Annotated in this window: 12 protein-coding genes; 2 read left to right on the top strand and 10 right to left on the bottom strand. The window is 43.1% G+C overall.

Annotated features, from left to right (window positions below):
- Positions 1-195 precede the first annotated feature (195 nt).
- Genes EPX21_RS19535 through EPX21_RS19525 form a run of 3 tightly spaced genes read right to left on the bottom strand, consistent with a single transcriptional unit; the run spans position 196 to position 3,766 of the window.
- Positions 196-1,623, bottom strand: a complete 1,428-nt coding sequence (locus EPX21_RS19535) for an MFS transporter (RefSeq protein ID WP_134091346.1) — start codon at positions 1,621-1,623, stop codon at positions 196-198.
- Between the two features lie 44 nt (positions 1,624-1,667).
- Positions 1,668-2,153: a DUF2721 domain-containing protein gene (locus EPX21_RS19530; protein WP_240768738.1), complete on the bottom strand. Its 486-nt coding sequence runs from the start codon at positions 2,151-2,153 to the stop codon at positions 1,668-1,670.
- An 8-nt stretch (positions 2,154-2,161) separates the two neighbouring features.
- A complete protein-coding gene (locus EPX21_RS19525; RefSeq protein ID WP_134091345.1) occupies positions 2,162-3,766 on the bottom strand; it encodes a Na+/H+ antiporter in 1,605 nt (534 codons plus the stop codon).
- 160 nt (positions 3,767-3,926) lie between these two features.
- On the opposite strand from EPX21_RS19525, the gene EPX21_RS19520 reads away from it, so the two are divergent.
- Positions 3,927-4,310, top strand: coding sequence for a hypothetical protein (locus tag EPX21_RS19520; protein ID WP_134091344.1), 384 nt, complete (start codon positions 3,927-3,929; stop codon positions 4,308-4,310).
- Between the two features lie 112 nt (positions 4,311-4,422).
- Here EPX21_RS19520 and EPX21_RS19515 read toward each other — a convergent pair whose 3' ends face one another.
- A complete protein-coding gene (locus tag EPX21_RS19515; protein ID WP_134091343.1) occupies positions 4,423-5,166 on the bottom strand; it encodes an MBL fold metallo-hydrolase in 744 nt (247 codons plus the stop codon).
- 272 nt (positions 5,167-5,438) lie between these two features.
- Here EPX21_RS19515 and EPX21_RS19510 point away from each other — a divergent pair, with 272 nt between their 5' ends.
- Entirely contained in the window at positions 5,439-6,581 is a 1,143-nt protein-coding gene (locus EPX21_RS19510; protein ID WP_134091342.1) for a metallophosphoesterase, read from the top strand.
- Here EPX21_RS19510 and EPX21_RS19505 read toward each other — a convergent pair.
- From EPX21_RS19505 to EPX21_RS23310, 6 genes are all read right to left on the bottom strand, one after another.
- Complete coding sequence (locus EPX21_RS19505) at positions 6,567-7,127, bottom strand: DUF922 domain-containing protein (RefSeq protein WP_134091341.1); 561 nt, start codon at positions 7,125-7,127, stop codon at positions 6,567-6,569. The genes EPX21_RS19510 and EPX21_RS19505 overlap by 15 nt on opposite strands.
- Positions 7,128-7,847: 720 nt before the next feature.
- The gene (locus EPX21_RS19500) at positions 7,848-8,405 is read right to left on the bottom strand and encodes a DUF3347 domain-containing protein (RefSeq protein ID WP_134091340.1); all 558 of its coding nucleotides are present in this window, start codon (positions 8,403-8,405) and stop codon (positions 7,848-7,850) included.
- A gap of 75 nt (positions 8,406-8,480) precedes the next feature.
- Positions 8,481-10,877: an efflux RND transporter periplasmic adaptor subunit gene (locus EPX21_RS19495; RefSeq protein ID WP_134091339.1), complete on the bottom strand. Its 2,397-nt coding sequence runs from the start codon at positions 10,875-10,877 to the stop codon at positions 8,481-8,483.
- A complete protein-coding gene (locus tag EPX21_RS19490; RefSeq protein WP_240768737.1) occupies positions 10,855-12,141 on the bottom strand; it encodes a TolC family protein in 1,287 nt (428 codons plus the stop codon). The genes EPX21_RS19495 and EPX21_RS19490 overlap by 23 nt, the downstream gene beginning before the upstream one ends.
- Entirely contained in the window at positions 12,125-14,059 is a 1,935-nt protein-coding gene (locus EPX21_RS23315) for an efflux RND transporter permease subunit (RefSeq protein WP_134091337.1), read from the bottom strand. The genes EPX21_RS19490 and EPX21_RS23315 overlap by 17 nt, the downstream gene beginning before the upstream one ends.
- A gap of 4 nt (positions 14,060-14,063) precedes the next feature.
- A complete protein-coding gene (locus EPX21_RS23310) occupies positions 14,064-15,350 on the bottom strand; it encodes an efflux RND transporter permease subunit (RefSeq protein ID WP_134091336.1) in 1,287 nt (428 codons plus the stop codon).
- Between the last annotated feature and the right edge of the window lie 391 nt (positions 15,351-15,741).

Below are 15,741 nucleotides of genomic sequence, written 5' to 3'. Positions count from 1 at the left end.
ATTAGTTTTTAGCAGTCAAGGATCAGGATATGGTGTGCGTTCCTATTCAAGGCTTCTTAGCCAAGTCACTTACTATTTCCTTACTTAACTGCTTGTCTATTATCCGATCACTTAAATCGATCTGATCGTTCTTTAAAAAAGAACATTGTTATTTAACACTTCCTGCACTTTTACGCTAATAACCCGGGGCGTTAGCTATAAGGACAGGAATTGTTGAGAAGACAGCGTAGCCGTCAGAATAAAAATGATAAAGTAGTGTTTCTTTAATTCAAACCCCTTTTTGAATAGGTATAACGCAGCACAGGCGGTGAGTAGTAATAGAAGGGCTGTAGAAGCAATTAACTGTTTGGTAGTGGTCGGAAAGACAGTCGTTAATTGCATGATTAAGGAAACAGCAGATAGTCCAATGCCCGAGCCGAAGAAGTAGGCCGTCGTGTTTATGCCCGAAGCGACTCCTTGATGTTCAATTGGCACTTGATGTAACGCCATCACCGTCAAACTCGGAATAGAGATAGCCATTCCAGCTCCTGTTACGCAAGCGATTGAAAATACGAGCGGAGCAAAGAGTCCATAACCCATACTTATAATCAGCAGGAAAGCTCCTAGAAACATGAGGGACATGCCTAGGGTGGCAGTCCTAATAACCTTTACGCGCTTGATTAATCTAGGTAATAGAAATCTGGATATGAGGGCCGATGCTACGCTAAAAGGAAAAAGAAGTAAGCCGGCTTTAGCAGCCGAAAAACCCAGAACCTCTTGCAGGTAGAAGGAAAGGATTAACAGATAGCTCAGAAAAAAAGTTCCAAGAATAAAAATAGTTTTATTTCCAATCTGTGCGCTGTTCGCCTTCAATAACGCGAAATCGATTAATGGATTCGTGTGGTTTTTTGTTCTATTAAAAAAATAAAATAAACCAGTGCTAATTAAAAGCAAGAATAGAAAAACCAGTAAAGGTTTTTGCGTTAAAGCGGGGAGCGCATGGATAAAATAGGAGAGGAGTAAAATACATGCAGATAATAGTACGCCCGAAAGCAAATCTGTACGGATGTGATCAGCTGGCCTGCGATCTGGTTTGAGCAATACAAAAGCGAGCAGTAAACTTAAGCTAATAATCGGGATATTAATGAAAAAGATCCAATGCCATCCGAGAGAAGAAGCGATAATTCCTCCTAATGATAAACCACAGCCCGATCCGATAGCAGCAAAAGAACTAAAGATTCCAAGGGCTTTGCTTCTTGCCGTCTCTTCCGTAAAGGTATTTGTAATAATTGCCATGGCAGAAGGCATCAAAAGCGCCGCTCCTAGGCCTTGAATTGCGCGGCATAAAAATAGCGACTCAAAAGAAGCCGCATTTCCCGCGAAAACAGAAGTCATCAGAAAGAGAAAAGCACCTGTGAGAAAGACCTTCTTTCTGCCCCATATGTCAGCCAGTTTGCCTCCAATAATAAGAAACCCGCCGTAAATAAGCACATAGATGGTTTGCAGCCATTGGGATTGTTCCTCTTGCAGGCTAAAGTGTTTCTGTATCAAAGGGAGGGCAAGGTTCATAATTGCTAAATCGAGCGCTTCCAAAAAAACTGCGGAACAAGCAATAAAAAGTATAATCGAGTTTTTGTTTTTCATAAAGACGTCATAATGGAACGGGGAAGACCAACAGTGGCACGTGTTTAGGGTGAGATGTCCTTATCTTTTTTATCCAACTTCTTCTTTAAATATTTAACAAAGGAAGAATTTTCTCTGTTTTCTTCCATATTGCTTAATTCGAGTTCGAGCGCTGTCGTGCTTTTTTGTATCTCCATCAATGATATAATAAGCGATACGGTGAAAAATATCAAGCTTAAGCCGAAGAGCATTTCGGCCCAGAAGAGCCATTCCATGAAGATAAATAGCATGCATATAACGCAAGCAACAAAGCTTAAAACACCATAAGCCTGCATATACTTAATCAGTCGTAAACGGTAACGTAGATTTTTTATTTGTCCGTGAATAACGCCACTTTGGTTGTTCTCTAAGTACTTGGCATGTAAACTTCTTACCAAACTGGCTAGCGCTAAAAAGCGATTCGTATAGGCCAGCATAATCAAGCTGATGGCTGGAAATAACAAGGCTGGGGTGGTAATGGTAAGCATCTTTAGTTTTCTTTCTAAACTCAAAACGAGTGTTATTGTTTCGTAAGTCTTGATTCCTCTAAATCCAGGTTATGTTCCAGTTGTCTGATGACATGATCGTCGTATTTTTTTTCCTTGCGTAATTTGTCGAGCTGACCACGTCTATGGCTAACCAGCTCCAACATGACCCGTCTGTATAGCATACGAACCGAGATTAGTTTTTCCTTTTTTTGCTGCTCTTGCGCTGAAGTTTCGGTGGCCTCAATGCTTCGCTGTAGTTGTTCTTTTATGCGACCGATGGTGGGAAGCTCTTCCATTTCGCGATGGTAATGTTTGTCAAGGTATTGAATGCTCGATTTAGCAAGCTGCAAACGAATGGCTTCCATCTGGTCTTCCGGCGGAACATATTCGTCAATTTCTTCCATCTTTAAAAGCTTTAAGAACAGCGGGAGCGTGAGCCCCTGAAAAACCAGGGTGATCAAGATGACCACAAAGGTGATGAATAAAATTAAATTGCGATGGGGAAAGGCCTCACCATTTTCGAGTGTTAGGGGTATGGCCAGGGCAGAGGCGAGCGAAACCACCCCTCGCATACCTGCCCAGCCAATCGCAAAAGGGAGCTTCAGGCCGGGGCTCTTTTCTTTTTGGCGGATTCTTTTGCTGATAAGCCGTGGAATAAAAGCTGCCGCGTAAACGAGTATAAGGCGCAATACAATGACAATGGCGCTGATAATAAGTGCATATTCGATAGCCTCTCTTTTGGAATAGCCTTCCAGTCCTGCTACAATAACCGGTAGTTCCAGCCCGATTAAGATAAAGACGAAGCCATTTAACAGAAATCCAATGGTTGCCCATACTTCGGTTGTTTGGATACGCGTATGGTAGTTTAGAAAATCTTTTGAACGGAATGATAGAAAAAGGCCTCCGCTAACTACCGCTAACACACCTGACCATTCGAAAGACTCCGCGACAAGATACATAAGGTAGGGAGCAATTAGTGTAATCGGCGTTGTAATGTTGGACGATTTTGCGAGATAGCGGAGCACGACATAAAGAATGTGAGCAATAACTAAGCCTACGATAACGCCCATCATGGATAAAGCGGCGAAGTCGATAAGGGCTTCCTTTAATATGAAATGGCCGGTTAACACGGCCGCCAAAGCGAAGCGAAACACCGTTAAGGATGCGGCATCGTTCACCAGGCTTTCGCCCTCTAAAATAGCGAGACCTCTTTTGGGCATTTTGACACCTTTTAAAACAGATGTTGCTGCAACAGCATCCGGAGGCGAAATAATGCCGCCTAATAAAAATCCCAAAGCGAGTGTGAAGCCTGGGATAATCATTACGGAGAAATAGGCAACTGCTAATGAAGTGAAAAGCACCAGGCCAAACCCTAGGAGCCCAATGGAACGTCGCCATTTCCAGAAGTCATTCCAAGATGTGTACCAGGCCGCTTCAAAAAGTAATGGCGGTAAGAAAATTAAAAACACTAAATCAGGGTCGATGCTTATAGCCGGCATTCCGGGCACGAGGCATATCCCTAATCCACCAATCACCAGCAAAATGGGATAAGAGATCTTTAGGCGTTGACTCAATAAGTATAACATCGCCATGGCAAAAAATAAGGCCAATATCAAAAGCAGGTTCTGATGAATCATGTAGTAAACTTAGATAAATCGTTTCTTATATACAATTCACAAAGGGGACTACATCCTTATTCTTTTGTGTTCTAACAGTGGAATTTAAAAATATCTCAGCGCTCATGTAGCATTATAGCCATAAAACACGTTATATTTGGAAAACTAAAAATCTGAGCTTATGACCACGTATCAATTACGCACCTGCTTTCTTACATTAATTTTTGGATGGTTTTTCTTGTCATGTGATAAAGAAGAACATATGGAGTCGTCCTTATATGGAAAGTGGCAGCTTAAGGAGAGCCTGTCAGATATAGGCAATGGCAGCGGGAAGTGGGAAAAAACCAAAGATTACCAGTATATTGTTTTAAGCGAAAATGGAGATATTGAAACGAATATAGGTTCGATGGTTTCTTATTCCATAGTGGACAGCGTTCATTTGGAGATCGCTGCTTCAGATCGAGAGGAGAAACTTCTTTATCGATATTATTTAGAAGGGAATCAATTAACATTGAACCCACCTTGCTTTGAGGCGTGTGGGATGCGTTTTGTTAAGACAGAATGAGGTTAAGCTTTCCTGCTTCTCCTTTTGACTATACTGTATTGGCCAAGAATTTTTCTTTATATCGAAATGGAGTTTCTCCCAAGTTTTGACCTGGTAGCGAAAGCTCGTCAGTTTATGGTTTGCTCGGATACCAATCGCGTATAATCACTTGAATAGACGAGTCTTTTTCATTAACCAGCTGTTTATAGCTTGCAATATCACTTTTTCCGTGTTGCCCTCTGTAATGATAAGGGTATACAATCCGGGGCTTAAACGCTAAGGTCGCTTCAGCAGCTTGCTTAATAGTCATGGTGTAAGGTAAGTTCATGCATATAAATGCAAGGTCAATATCCTTTAATGTGCGCATTTCAGGAATGTCTTCCGTGTCCCCACTTACATAAACACGTTGGCCGCCGAGCGAAACAACGTAGCCATTTCCTCTTCCTTTTGTATGATAAGCATCAGCAGATTCAGGAAGATTATACATCGGTATGGCTTCGATCTTCACTCCCGCAATATTGGCACTTTCACCATTCTTTAGGATATGCGCTTTTTGGCGCAAATCGTCTGGTAGCTGTTCGGCAACAACAGGCGGAACTATGAAAGTTGATTTCGAAATATCGACGTTTTTTAAACTTGAAATATTGAAGTGATCCCCGTGGATATCCGTTATGAAGATAATGTCGGGGCTTTTTAACTTGTTCAAGCGCTCTTTGTCGGTGCTGGGATCGAACAGTAGGAGTTTATTCTTCCAAGTTAACATGAAAGTCGCATGTTCAATGGGATGAACGCTGATTTCGCCAATCTTATCCTGCGCATGGACAGGAAACAAAAGAATTGTAAAACAGCTGTATAGAAAAAAGATATATGTTTTCATTAGCATAAAGTGTTTTTTAATGGTAAGAAAGCTTGCCTGCCTACCGCAGACAGGCATAAACCATCCATATCCTTTTTGTTGATGGCAATTTATGGAGGTTCATTTTATTTACAACGGTAATTCCAACTCTAAACTTAGGGAAAATACATAGGATACACAAGCGTAAAAGACGATACTTTTCTTAATAATAATGATGCGATATTTTAATAAAGGTATAATACTTGCTCTGTACATTTGCATTGGTTGGAACGGAGTTTATAAGTTAATGCGTTATGACAAATGTTAGGAGAAAGCCGGTTGTTTTAGAAACCTTGGTAGACGATACTTTTAAGGTTAAACCTTTGCCACAGCCACATGGGAAATGGCCATACAGGCTGAGGGTGGAACGATTTTTACCAGAGATCGATGAACGGGCATCGAGCATTAGCTTTCATGTTGTAGGAGATACGGGGAGTATGAAACAAAGAAGTTTTCAGCACATGGTAGCCAGGGAAATGACCAAACAACTGTTGGTCGAAAACAACTTGTCAGCCCCTTCTTTTATGCTGCACTTGGGCGATGTAGTGTATAATTATGGGGAGGCGAGCGAATATCCCGCGCAATTTTTTAAGCCCTATGAGCAGTATCCAGCACCTATATTCGCTTTGGCAGGCAATCACGACGCAGATATTAACCCAGAGGCGGCGGCTCGGTATGAGAGCTTGGACGCTTTTATGAAGGTCTTCTGCGCGAAATCCAGCGATAGCGTTCCCTTTTCTGAAAGTAGTAGTCGGTTAAGTGTGACTCAGCCCAATGTTTATTGGACGCTGGTTACTCCACTCGCGAATATCATCTGTTTGTATGGAAACGCAACGAAATATGGCTATATCTCCGAAGAACAAGAAGCCTGGTTTGTACAAGAGCTGTTATCGGCGCAAAAGGATCGGCCGAAAAAAGCAATTATTGTCTGTGTGCATCAGGCTCCCTATTCTGCTGACACCAATCACGGTTCCAGCTTAAACATGATTACCTTTTTAGAGCGATCGTTTCATGCCGCCGGTGTTAAACCCGATTTGGTGCTGAGCGGTCATGTACACAATTACCAACGGTTTAGTAAACATTATGAAGACGGTGCTACGGTGCCTTATGTGGTGGCAGGCGCCGGCGGCTATGCAGATCTACATCGTATCGCTGAGCCGGGCGACCCTGCTGTATTAGATGATTTGCCTATTATGAAATCGGTGCACTTAGAGAACTATTGCGACAGCTATCATGGTTTTTTAAAGATAAAGCTCGATAAGCAGGAGGTAGGGATATTGATAACTTGCGAATATTTTACGTTTTCGAGTGATGTGCAGACGGAAGATGCGGTACTGTTCGAGCGCTTTTACGTGCCTGTCAGCTATCCCGAATACCAAGTGTCACTGCCCCAATAAGCTGTTACTTTGTAGCGCTTGATTTAAATTTGCATCCCAAATGCTTTGCTGTTTTCTGTTCATCATATGTGTTGTTTCTGCGTCGTATCGAAGCTGTATGGCCTGATATTTGTCTGCAACCCTATTGAAGAGCGTTGCTGCCTCTTGTTTGTAATGTGAGGTGTATTTTCGTGCATTGAGCCGCTTTATCAGTTCTCGCTGCATTAGAAGTCCGATTTTAAAATGCCCCTGTTCATGATTTAATACTTCTGCAAGTGCTTCAGGGCTTTTAATTTTATCGAATTTTATCCAAGATTCCTTTTGATTTACGTCTAAAAAGACCTGAAAGGTGACTCGATAAGAGTTATCTTTCTTTACGATAGTTGATTGATAGCCTATACGCAATTTTACTTGCGATACAAAGGGGTCTTTTTCATCCGGTTTCCCTTGAAAGTCAGATTTTGTCAGTTGGCGATATCCTTGCGCGTATGCTTTTGAAGAATCACCGAATAGCATGGTAAATAATAAAAGTAAAAATGAACAAGGGCGTAAAAAAGCTTTCAACATAAAAAACGGTTAAATATCATATAAAGGTACCGAATGGATGGCAATTAGCAATTCGTTAATTCAGGTCGAGGGCGCTTATTGACAGCAGCCCGGTGCTCTTATAATAATTAAAAAACGCTGGGCATGTCGACAGGGGCGACTTTTGAATAGGCTGTGCAATTTTTTCACACTTTTTCTCATTTTATAATGAGGAGTATACAATTGCGTTTTAAAGGCCGAATGATACAGCGTAGATCTATATATTTGTGATGTAAGAAAGACTTGGTCTTAGATCATAGTCATTGATATTTAGTGTCGCAAGCACGTTTATCAAAAAGATTTTAATCCAACCGTAGCCCAAGAATGGGCATAATAATGCCTGTTTGGAGAAGCAGCCGCCCGTTATAGAATAACGGGCGCTTCTCTTCCACATTCTGTTTTTTTTCTCACTTCTTCATAGTAGAAGTATGCCAATTCATCATAGAATTATCATTTGTATAATTATAATATAAAAAAGTAGAAACTATTACATACTTTTGTGCTCCATTTCTAATTGGTAGAAGTAAATCAATAGAAGGCAATAATTACTTTTTGCGTCGCTTAGGCGACTCCTATATAAAGATCTTCTACAGTTACGGTTGGATACTTAAGTGTAGAGCCACCTACTGACGCTCGTCGGTAGGTGGATTTTTTATATATAATAGGAGGCGCCTACAGCACTGCTTTTTATCTAGCTATTTATCAGTGCTTTGATAGTGTTTCTTCAAGGCTTCCGCAAGTCAGCATTTTGTCACCAAAATAGGGGTTTTTAATATCTTTCGATGCACTTAACCAGCGCGCTCCCTTATCATTGAAGGCCATAGGGCAATGTGCTACATAGAATTCGCCGACTGCCACGCCGTTTGATTTGACAAGCGAAATAAGCGCCTCGCTTAAAGGAGAAAAGGCGTTTCGTTGGCTTTCTAAACTTTCTGATGATAGCACTTGGGCGGCAGCTCGTTGCAGGTTTTCCGCGCCCTCAATGCTCTTACCGGCTTCCTCGACCAGTAGGGCCTCCTCTTTTGCTTTTGTGAGCTGGCCATCCACGAGGGCTTCTTGTAAGGCAAGATAATGAGGATAGAGCGCATTAAGCGCCTCGCTTTTTGTTCTCGCGGGTGCCGAACGGCCACTATCAGCCGCCATCTGATGGTCGCCAGAATTATTTGCTACATTAGATGCTTGGTTGCCGGCATTACACGACGCCAGAAAGAACGAGGCTGCTACGACAGCCATACCGATTTTAAAGTTTGTTGTTTTCATATTTGTTCGATTTTATTAACTGTTTTCTGTGAGATGCAATTAAACTAGCGTCGTTTTTTTGCACTGTTTTGGCGATTAGTTAAAAAGCGCCCCTTTCTTTAGTACATATTCGCTATATAAGAGATAGGCCCCACTGATCACGATCTTTTCTCCAGGAGAAAGTCCTGCGGTGATTTCTGTTTCGCCGAATGACTCGATGCCTGTCTTTACGAGTCGCGGTTCAAATCGCTCTTGACCACTGGCTATCCATACATGGCTCTGGCTGCCCTCGCGGATAATTGCTTTACTAGGCACTGTTAGGGCTTCGTTTTGAGTCGTTTTCGGCAAAAAAATGGTTGCCGGCATGCCCGCCTGGAGTTTGCTGCCCCGGTTTATCACGGTTCCCCGTAATTGGGCGATTTGGGTGTTGTTTTGATAATTTGGGGTAATAAACTGTACCCTCATAATCCACTGATTGTTGCTATCACCGTTAGCAATTACGCGTAGCTCTTGCCCCTCTTTAATATAGACGGTTTCTCTTGGATAAATATCGGCCTCCACCCACATGGTATCATAGCTCTCTAAACGAAGGACTGGTGTTCCTTCATTTATATATTGCCCTTCTCCAATCAATAGCTCCGCTATGGTTCCGCTGCTTGGTGCATAAAAAGTAATATAGGGATCGACTTTTCCCCTTTTTTGTAATATTGCCAGCTGAGACTCCGTTTGGCCATACAACAGCAATTTTTGCTTAGCCGCTTTAAAAATGTCTGCAAATCGCTGGTCATCGGCAAATTGCAAGGCTTGTTTATAGGTCATGAGAAACTCTTCCTGTAATGCTAAAAGTGCCTCGGCATACAAACGATAAAGAGCCTGGCCTTGCTTAACAGAAATGCCGGTTTCTTTAACATACAAGTCTTCGATTCTACCAGCAGTTCGGCTACTGATATAGCTTGTTTGCTCTGGATTGACGGTAAATTTTCCGTTTATTGCTGTGTATTCACTTAGGCTTCCTACACCAATAACTGCGGTAGCGATATTAGCTAAGGTTTGTTGGTTGGCACTAAGTGTCAGAAATTTGTCTTTATTGCTTTTATCGAAAGGCACTAAGTCCATTCCGCATATCGGGCAGGTGTCCCCATGGTTTTCCACGATTTGCGGATGCATTGGGCATGTAAAAGTGATATCGACTGCTCCTGCCTTACCGGAAGGCCTACCGCTGCATGATGTCCATAGGAAAGAGGGCATAGCTGCTGATAATAATACCGTCTGTATAAATCGTTTTCTATTCATTGCCTCAGTTTTTTTTGCAACAATAAAGTCTTCGCTATCTACTAAATAAGCGCCATTTTTAGCAATTTGCCAAGACGCAATATCGCTGAGTATCTGCACTTCGTTTTCCGTTCGAACACCCACTTTTACAACCATAGGTCGCAGTGTATTTCTTTCTTGCTTAAATACTATATTTTTAGTTCCCAAGGATATAACTGCCGTTTTAGGTAGCCAATATCCTGTGTTTTCCGTAACCGCAAAGATTCCTTTTAAAAGCTGTCCTACAGGTAGCTTGGTGTCCTTCAGGTAGATTCTCGCTAAAGCGAAATTTTCGCCGGTATTGAAGGTGGGTTGAATAAGATCTACCGTTCCTTGATACCACTGCATGGGAGCTTCTAGGCTCTGAAATAATATTTTTTTCCCTTTGACTATTTTCGCAGTCCAAGCAGGTGGGACAGCAAATTCTGCTAACAGCTCGCTGTTTTTATAAATTGTAAAAACGGCTTGACCGGTACCGACGTATTCGCCTTGTCTAATCAATAGCGGACTGGTTGTTGACTGCGTAACTGCATTTGATGAGGTGTTTGGAGCCGGGGATGAGCCCATACTTCCCATAGGGTCTTCGTTGCTGGCAGTTGAAGTGGTTATGGTAGAACCTGGCATTGTCCTGTTTTTTTCGACGATATAACCGCTGGCCGGACTATAGATGGGTACTCGATAGGCGACTTGCTTGTTTTGCAACAGCCCTTGTATCTGCGCATCGGTCATGCCGAGATAGTGAAGTTTTTTTCTGGCCGAAGATAACAGGTTTTGCTCGCCCGCACTCTGCAATAATAGCAGCTCCCGTTGCGCTGCAACCAATTCAGGAGAATATATTTCGAAAAGTAACTGGCCTTTTTGTACAGGTTGGAAGTTATATTTTATATGTATACGTTCAAGTCTACCGTTTACTCGACTGCTAACCGTTATATTATTTTTGGTGTCGTAGCTTACACGTCCCGTTATATGTACCGGAAAAACTTTCGGTCCTGCTTCCGCTTCTATGGTCACCACACGGTCGATGGTTGCTTGATTGGTAGCTTGTGTTAGTGCCCGAATGCTTGAATCCGTTAGATGCCGGCTTAGCTTGATCGGATTGTCGGACTCGCCCTGAGAGGAGCAGCCTAACGCAAGCAACGCTACGCTCAATCGACAGCAGTTAGTTAAAAAGTTCTTTCTCATAATCTGCAATCATTAAATACATCTTCAGCTGTTCATCCAGCAACGTGTTTTTCATCATGTTCAGTGCTTCCCAATCGGCCAACACCAGGGGAAGTTCCTGCTTGTTTTCGCGGTAGGATTGAAAGTTGGCTTCCATCGCCCTTTGCAATGCGGGAATTACCTTCTTAGCTATCCGGTCAATCCGTTCTTGCATCGTTGTAATTTCCGCCTGCATACCATATAGCATACCCTGGCTCTCTATCAACATGCTCTTCCGTTCTGCCTGCATGGCCTCAAGTTCTAATTGCATTGCTTTTGCTTCATTTTTATACATCTTGCTGCTCCAAGGCACGATTGGTATACTGATCATTCCCATGACGCTGTAGGCATTTGGCATCATCTTTCCCAAAGGAGCCATATGGTCGAAGCGGATTTTAAAGTCGGGCTTTTGCTCATGTCTCATAACGTCTATTCCATATCGCATCGTTTGCATCTCTGCATTCATCTTTTGTATATCTTTCCGGCGCTGCGCTAAAAGTAGTGTGTCGAGCCTTGCTTGGGGGATAAAGGCGGGCACTAAATTGGTGTCAACTTTAAAGGGGTTGTCTCCGGATACGCTCATTAAACTGTTAAGCCAAGCTCTCGAACGGCTTATTTCTGCCTCCTGCATTTGCAACATGTTTCGGTTAGCTTCTAATTCAGCATCAGCTTTAAATACGTTGCTTAACTGCGCCTGGTTGTATTCATATCTTATCGCCTCCAGTTTCTTCATGCTTTGGATCACCTGCTCATTATCTTTTAGAAGTTGAATACGCTTTTCGGCAATTATCCAGGTGTAGTAGAGCTTTTTAGCCTCTGTTCGCAAGCTGTTTAAATCTATTTCACGGTTGGCTAGCTCGGAAGCACTTTGTGAGGCAATATATCTGCTATTCGCTTTTTGTTTAGCCGGATTCGGGATCTCTTGTTCAACATTGAACATAATCGAGCCCTTATCGCCATCTTCCATGGGCCGCTGTCCGGGATAGGGGGTCATGAAGGTACCCGCGCCGACCATAGGAGCCATCCAAGCAGACGATGCTTTTGCCCGGTAGGCGAAACTTTTGCTCCTCAGGTCATAGGCTTTCAATTTGATATGCTGTCGTTCAATACGCGTCAGAATGGTGTCCAAGGATAATATGTCGACCTGTTTCGTCTGACTAAAGGCTTTGTCGGCGAAAAAGCAGGCTATTATAAGAAGCAGTGTGATCTGTTTCCGACAAGTCAATATGTTAGTGCTTGGTGTCATGAATTTCCAATTTTCCATATGTACGCAATTCGTATTCTTTGGTCATTAAAAAGATAAGCGGGGTAACCAATAAAATGTGAGTGGACGAGGTGAGCACGCCGCCAATCATTGGCAAAACAATTGGCCGCATAACGTCTGTACCTACTCCTGTTGCCCATAACACCGGTAAGAGGCCGAAGAGAGACACGCATACCGTCATAATCTTTGGTCGGAGTCTCTTTGCAGCGCCGTATATGACATAAGTTCTTAAATCGCTATTAGTAATGGTTTCACGGCTGTTGCCCTTCTCTTTTACTAATTGCAGCATGGCATCGTTCAGGTAGATAACCATGACAATTCCGGTTTCTACGGCGATCCCAAATAGGGCAATAAAGCCGACAGCCACGGCGACGGAGAGATGAACGCCCCAGAAATAAATCATATAGGCTCCGCCGATAAGAGCAAACGGTACAGTTATGAGGCTAAGAAAAGCCTCCCTTAGGGAGTGGAAGGCAAAATAGAGAGCAAAAAAGATGATGATGAGCACAATTGGAGTGATCCACAGAAGCGTTTGTTGGCCACGCATTAAATTTTCATATTGTCCACTCCATTCTAAAAAGTAACCTGTTGGCAAAATGCCTTCGGAAGTATTCAGTCTTTCAGCAGCTTCTTGTACGGCGCTTCCCAGGTCGCGGTTGCGGACATTAAACATTACGGCTCCGCGAAGCAACGCGTTATCCGACGTAATCATTGGTGGGCCGTCTTCAAATCGGAGATCTGCCACCGCACTTAAAGGTACTTCACCAAAAGAACTGCTCCGTAAAGGAACTCTGTTCAGTTGAGCTAAGCTATTCCGATAGTCTTGCGCAAGTCGGATATTAATACTAAAGCGCCTTCTTCCTTCGATTGTTTGGCCAATGGTTGCTCCACCGATGATACTTTCTACGGTTTGATTTACATCGTCTACCGTGAGGCCATAACGAGCGAGCGCATCACGCTTTATATCGACAGTTAGATATTTCCCGCCGGTTACCGGTTCCACGTAGAGGTCTTGAATTCCATCAGTGCCTTCTAACGCCTTTTTAACCCGTTCCGAAACGGCAGCAATTGTATCTAGGTTTTGTCCGAAAACTTTTACGCCAACATCCGTGCGGATACCCGTAGCCAACATGTTGATGCGGTTTATAATGGGTTGCGTCCAGCCGTTCACAACGCCAGGGATTTGTAACTTCTTATCTAATTCTTGGATCAATTGATCCTTTGTCATTCCGTCCCGCCATTGATGCTTAGGTTTCAGCATGATGATCGTTTCAATCATGCTAATAGGCGCGTTATCGGTTGCCGTACTAGCCCTGCCGGCCTTGCCAAGTACTTTATCGACCTCAGGGACGCTTTTTATGATTTTGTCTTGCACTTGAAGAATGCGTTTCGCCTCGCTGTTACTGATGTCAGGAAGTGTGACAGGCATAAAAAGGACGCTTTGCTCATCGAGTGGTGGCATAAATTCGGTGCCAAGTCTTTTCAGAAGTGGGATGGTAATCAGCAAAGCAAGTACGTTGATCGCCAAAGTGGTCTTGCGCCAGGTTAGCACTTTTTGTATGATCGGTTCATATAGTTTTTCCAAAAAACGATTGACGGGATTGGCTTGATCGGGTTTGAATTTGCCTTTCATGAAAAACGATATTAAAACCGGCGCTAGCGTGAGGACCAATAAAGCGTCAACAAGCATAATAAAGGTCTTTGTAAAAGCCAATGGATGAAAGAGCTTACCTTCCTGACCGGTAAGCATAAATACGGGCAAGAATGAAGTAATGATAATGATCGTGGCAAAAAAGACACCGCGGCTCACCTGCTTGCTACTTTTTCCGATAATTTCGATCCGTTCCTTTTCTGATATCCAGGGAGATGTATGTTTGAATATTCTTTTTATCCAGCTCATGTTGTTATCTTTTTTTTGTTGGATGTTTTTCGGCATACCGTTCAGCGAGGTGCTTGTACGCGTTTTCACTCATGATGATACCATTATCAACAATGACCCCAATGGCTAAGGCAATACCGGTTAAAGACATAATGTTGGATGATATATCAAAAGCATTCAATAAAATAAAGCTGATGGCAATGGTAATCGGAATTTGAACAATAATACTCAGTGCACTTCGCCAGTGAAATAAAAAGAGTATGACGACCAGAGAGACAACGATCATTTCTTCGATGAGGGTATGTTTAATGGAATCCACAGACTCCTTGATCAATTCACCCCGGTCATAAATAATGTCAAATTTGACTCCTTCCGGTAGGCCTCTCGCTATTTCTTTCATTTTTTCCTTTACGCGTTCGGTTAGCGCAGCCGCATTTTCACCATAACGCATCACAACAATGCCCCCGACACGTTCGCCTTCACCGTTCTGATCAAATATACCTAGTCGCGCCTCGCCAGTCATTTGCACGACACCAATATCTGAAACGTAAATAGGATTCCCTTGCTGATTGCCGATGGGTATACGTTCGATGTCCTGGATTGATTGCAGGTAGCCGTTCGTCTTAATTATATAGCCAACATCGCTCATCTCAAACTTCCGTCTACCGCTTTCATTGTTGTTGGTCCTGATGGCACTGATCACATCGGCGGCAGAAAGTTTGTAATAGAGGAGCTTATTAGGATCTATCGTCACTTGATATTGCTTTTGAAAACCTCCGAAAGAAGCAATTTCGCTGACGCCCGGAACATTCTGCAAAGCAAATTTGACGTACCAATCTTGAATGGCTCGTTGCTCACCCAGGTCGATATTCGGTGCATCTAAGGTGTACCAAAGTACATGGCCAACTCCTGTGCCATCCGGACCCAAGGTGGGCGTCGCTCCTTCAGGAAGTGTCCTTCCGACTGTGCTGAGCCGCTCCAGCACGCGTTCCCGAGCCCAGTATATATCTACTTCATCTTCAAAAATGACGTAAATGAAGCTCATGCCAAACATGGAACTGCCGCGGACATACTTGATTTTGGGCAAGCCTTGGAGATTGGTCACCAAAGGATAGGTTACTTGGTCTTCTATCAGTTGAGGAGACCGCCCCATCCACTCGGTGAAAACAATCACTTGGTTTTCAGAAAGGTCGGGAATGGCGTCAATCGGGTTCTTTTTTACAGCAAAAACACCCCATATAAAAAGACCTAAGCTCAAAATTAATACAACAAAACGGTTGCGTAGCGACCAGTCGATAATACGATGGACCATTGTAGTTATGCGTTGTGGGTTACGGTTATGCGTAACGGTTATTCAATAATGATGAGTAAAGTATAGCCAACGGTAGACTGCCGACAGCTAAGGAAGGTGTTTGGGTTTAAATGAGGTAGGTGCAATTCAGCATATAAACGCTTATATATGCTTTATTGGGTGGTGCGTGGCTAAAAGGATTGGCCGTTGTGACATTTATCCAAGCGTTGTTTGTTGACAGCGTCGCGTGGGCCGAATCGGGCACGGCAGCCGGAAAAGCTTGAAACTGTTTGTACAGGTATGGAGAGGCTTGATGCTTTTTCTCCAACTTAACTTTGTCATGTCCTAAAAAAAGTAGACACTTTTATTGTTGTTGATTAAGATGTTGGAATGTGGGAAACTCCAGAGGAGT

This window comes from Olivibacter sp. XZL3 (assembly GCF_004368405.1).
Lineage (GTDB): Bacteria > Bacteroidota > Bacteroidia > Sphingobacteriales > Sphingobacteriaceae > Olivibacter.
The sequence above is the reverse complement of the archived record's forward strand: the minus strand, read 5'-3'. Positions and strand labels throughout refer to the sequence as shown.

Excerpts from the sequence above, each read along its gene's own strand:
- EPX21_RS19520 (WP_134091344.1), top strand. The coding sequence starts at position 3,927 with ATGACCACGTATCAATTACGCACCTGCTTTCTTACATTAATTTTTGGA.
- EPX21_RS19535 (WP_134091346.1), bottom strand. The coding sequence starts at position 1,623 with ATGAAAAACAAAAACTCGATTATACTTTTTATTGCTTGTTCCGCAGTT.
- EPX21_RS19500 (WP_134091340.1), bottom strand. The coding sequence starts at position 8,405 with ATGAAAACAACAAACTTTAAAATCGGTATGGCTGTCGTAGCAGCCTCG.
- EPX21_RS19505 (WP_134091341.1), bottom strand. The coding sequence starts at position 7,127 with ATGTTGAAAGCTTTTTTACGCCCTTGTTCATTTTTACTTTTATTATTT.
- EPX21_RS23315 (WP_134091337.1), bottom strand. The coding sequence starts at position 14,059 with ATGAGCTGGATAAAAAGAATATTCAAACATACATCTCCCTGGATATCA.
- EPX21_RS19495 (WP_134091339.1), bottom strand. The coding sequence starts at position 10,877 with ATGAGAAAGAACTTTTTAACTAACTGCTGTCGATTGAGCGTAGCGTTG.
- EPX21_RS19525 (WP_134091345.1), bottom strand. The coding sequence starts at position 3,766 with ATGATTCATCAGAACCTGCTTTTGATATTGGCCTTATTTTTTGCCATG.
- EPX21_RS19510 (WP_134091342.1), top strand. The coding sequence starts at position 5,439 with ATGACAAATGTTAGGAGAAAGCCGGTTGTTTTAGAAACCTTGGTAGAC.
- EPX21_RS19490 (WP_240768737.1), bottom strand. The coding sequence starts at position 12,141 with ATGACACCAAGCACTAACATATTGACTTGTCGGAAACAGATCACACTG.
- EPX21_RS23310 (WP_134091336.1), bottom strand. The coding sequence starts at position 15,350 with ATGGTCCATCGTATTATCGACTGGTCGCTACGCAACCGTTTTGTTGTA.
- EPX21_RS19515 (WP_134091343.1), bottom strand. The coding sequence starts at position 5,166 with ATGAAAACATATATCTTTTTTCTATACAGCTGTTTTACAATTCTTTTG.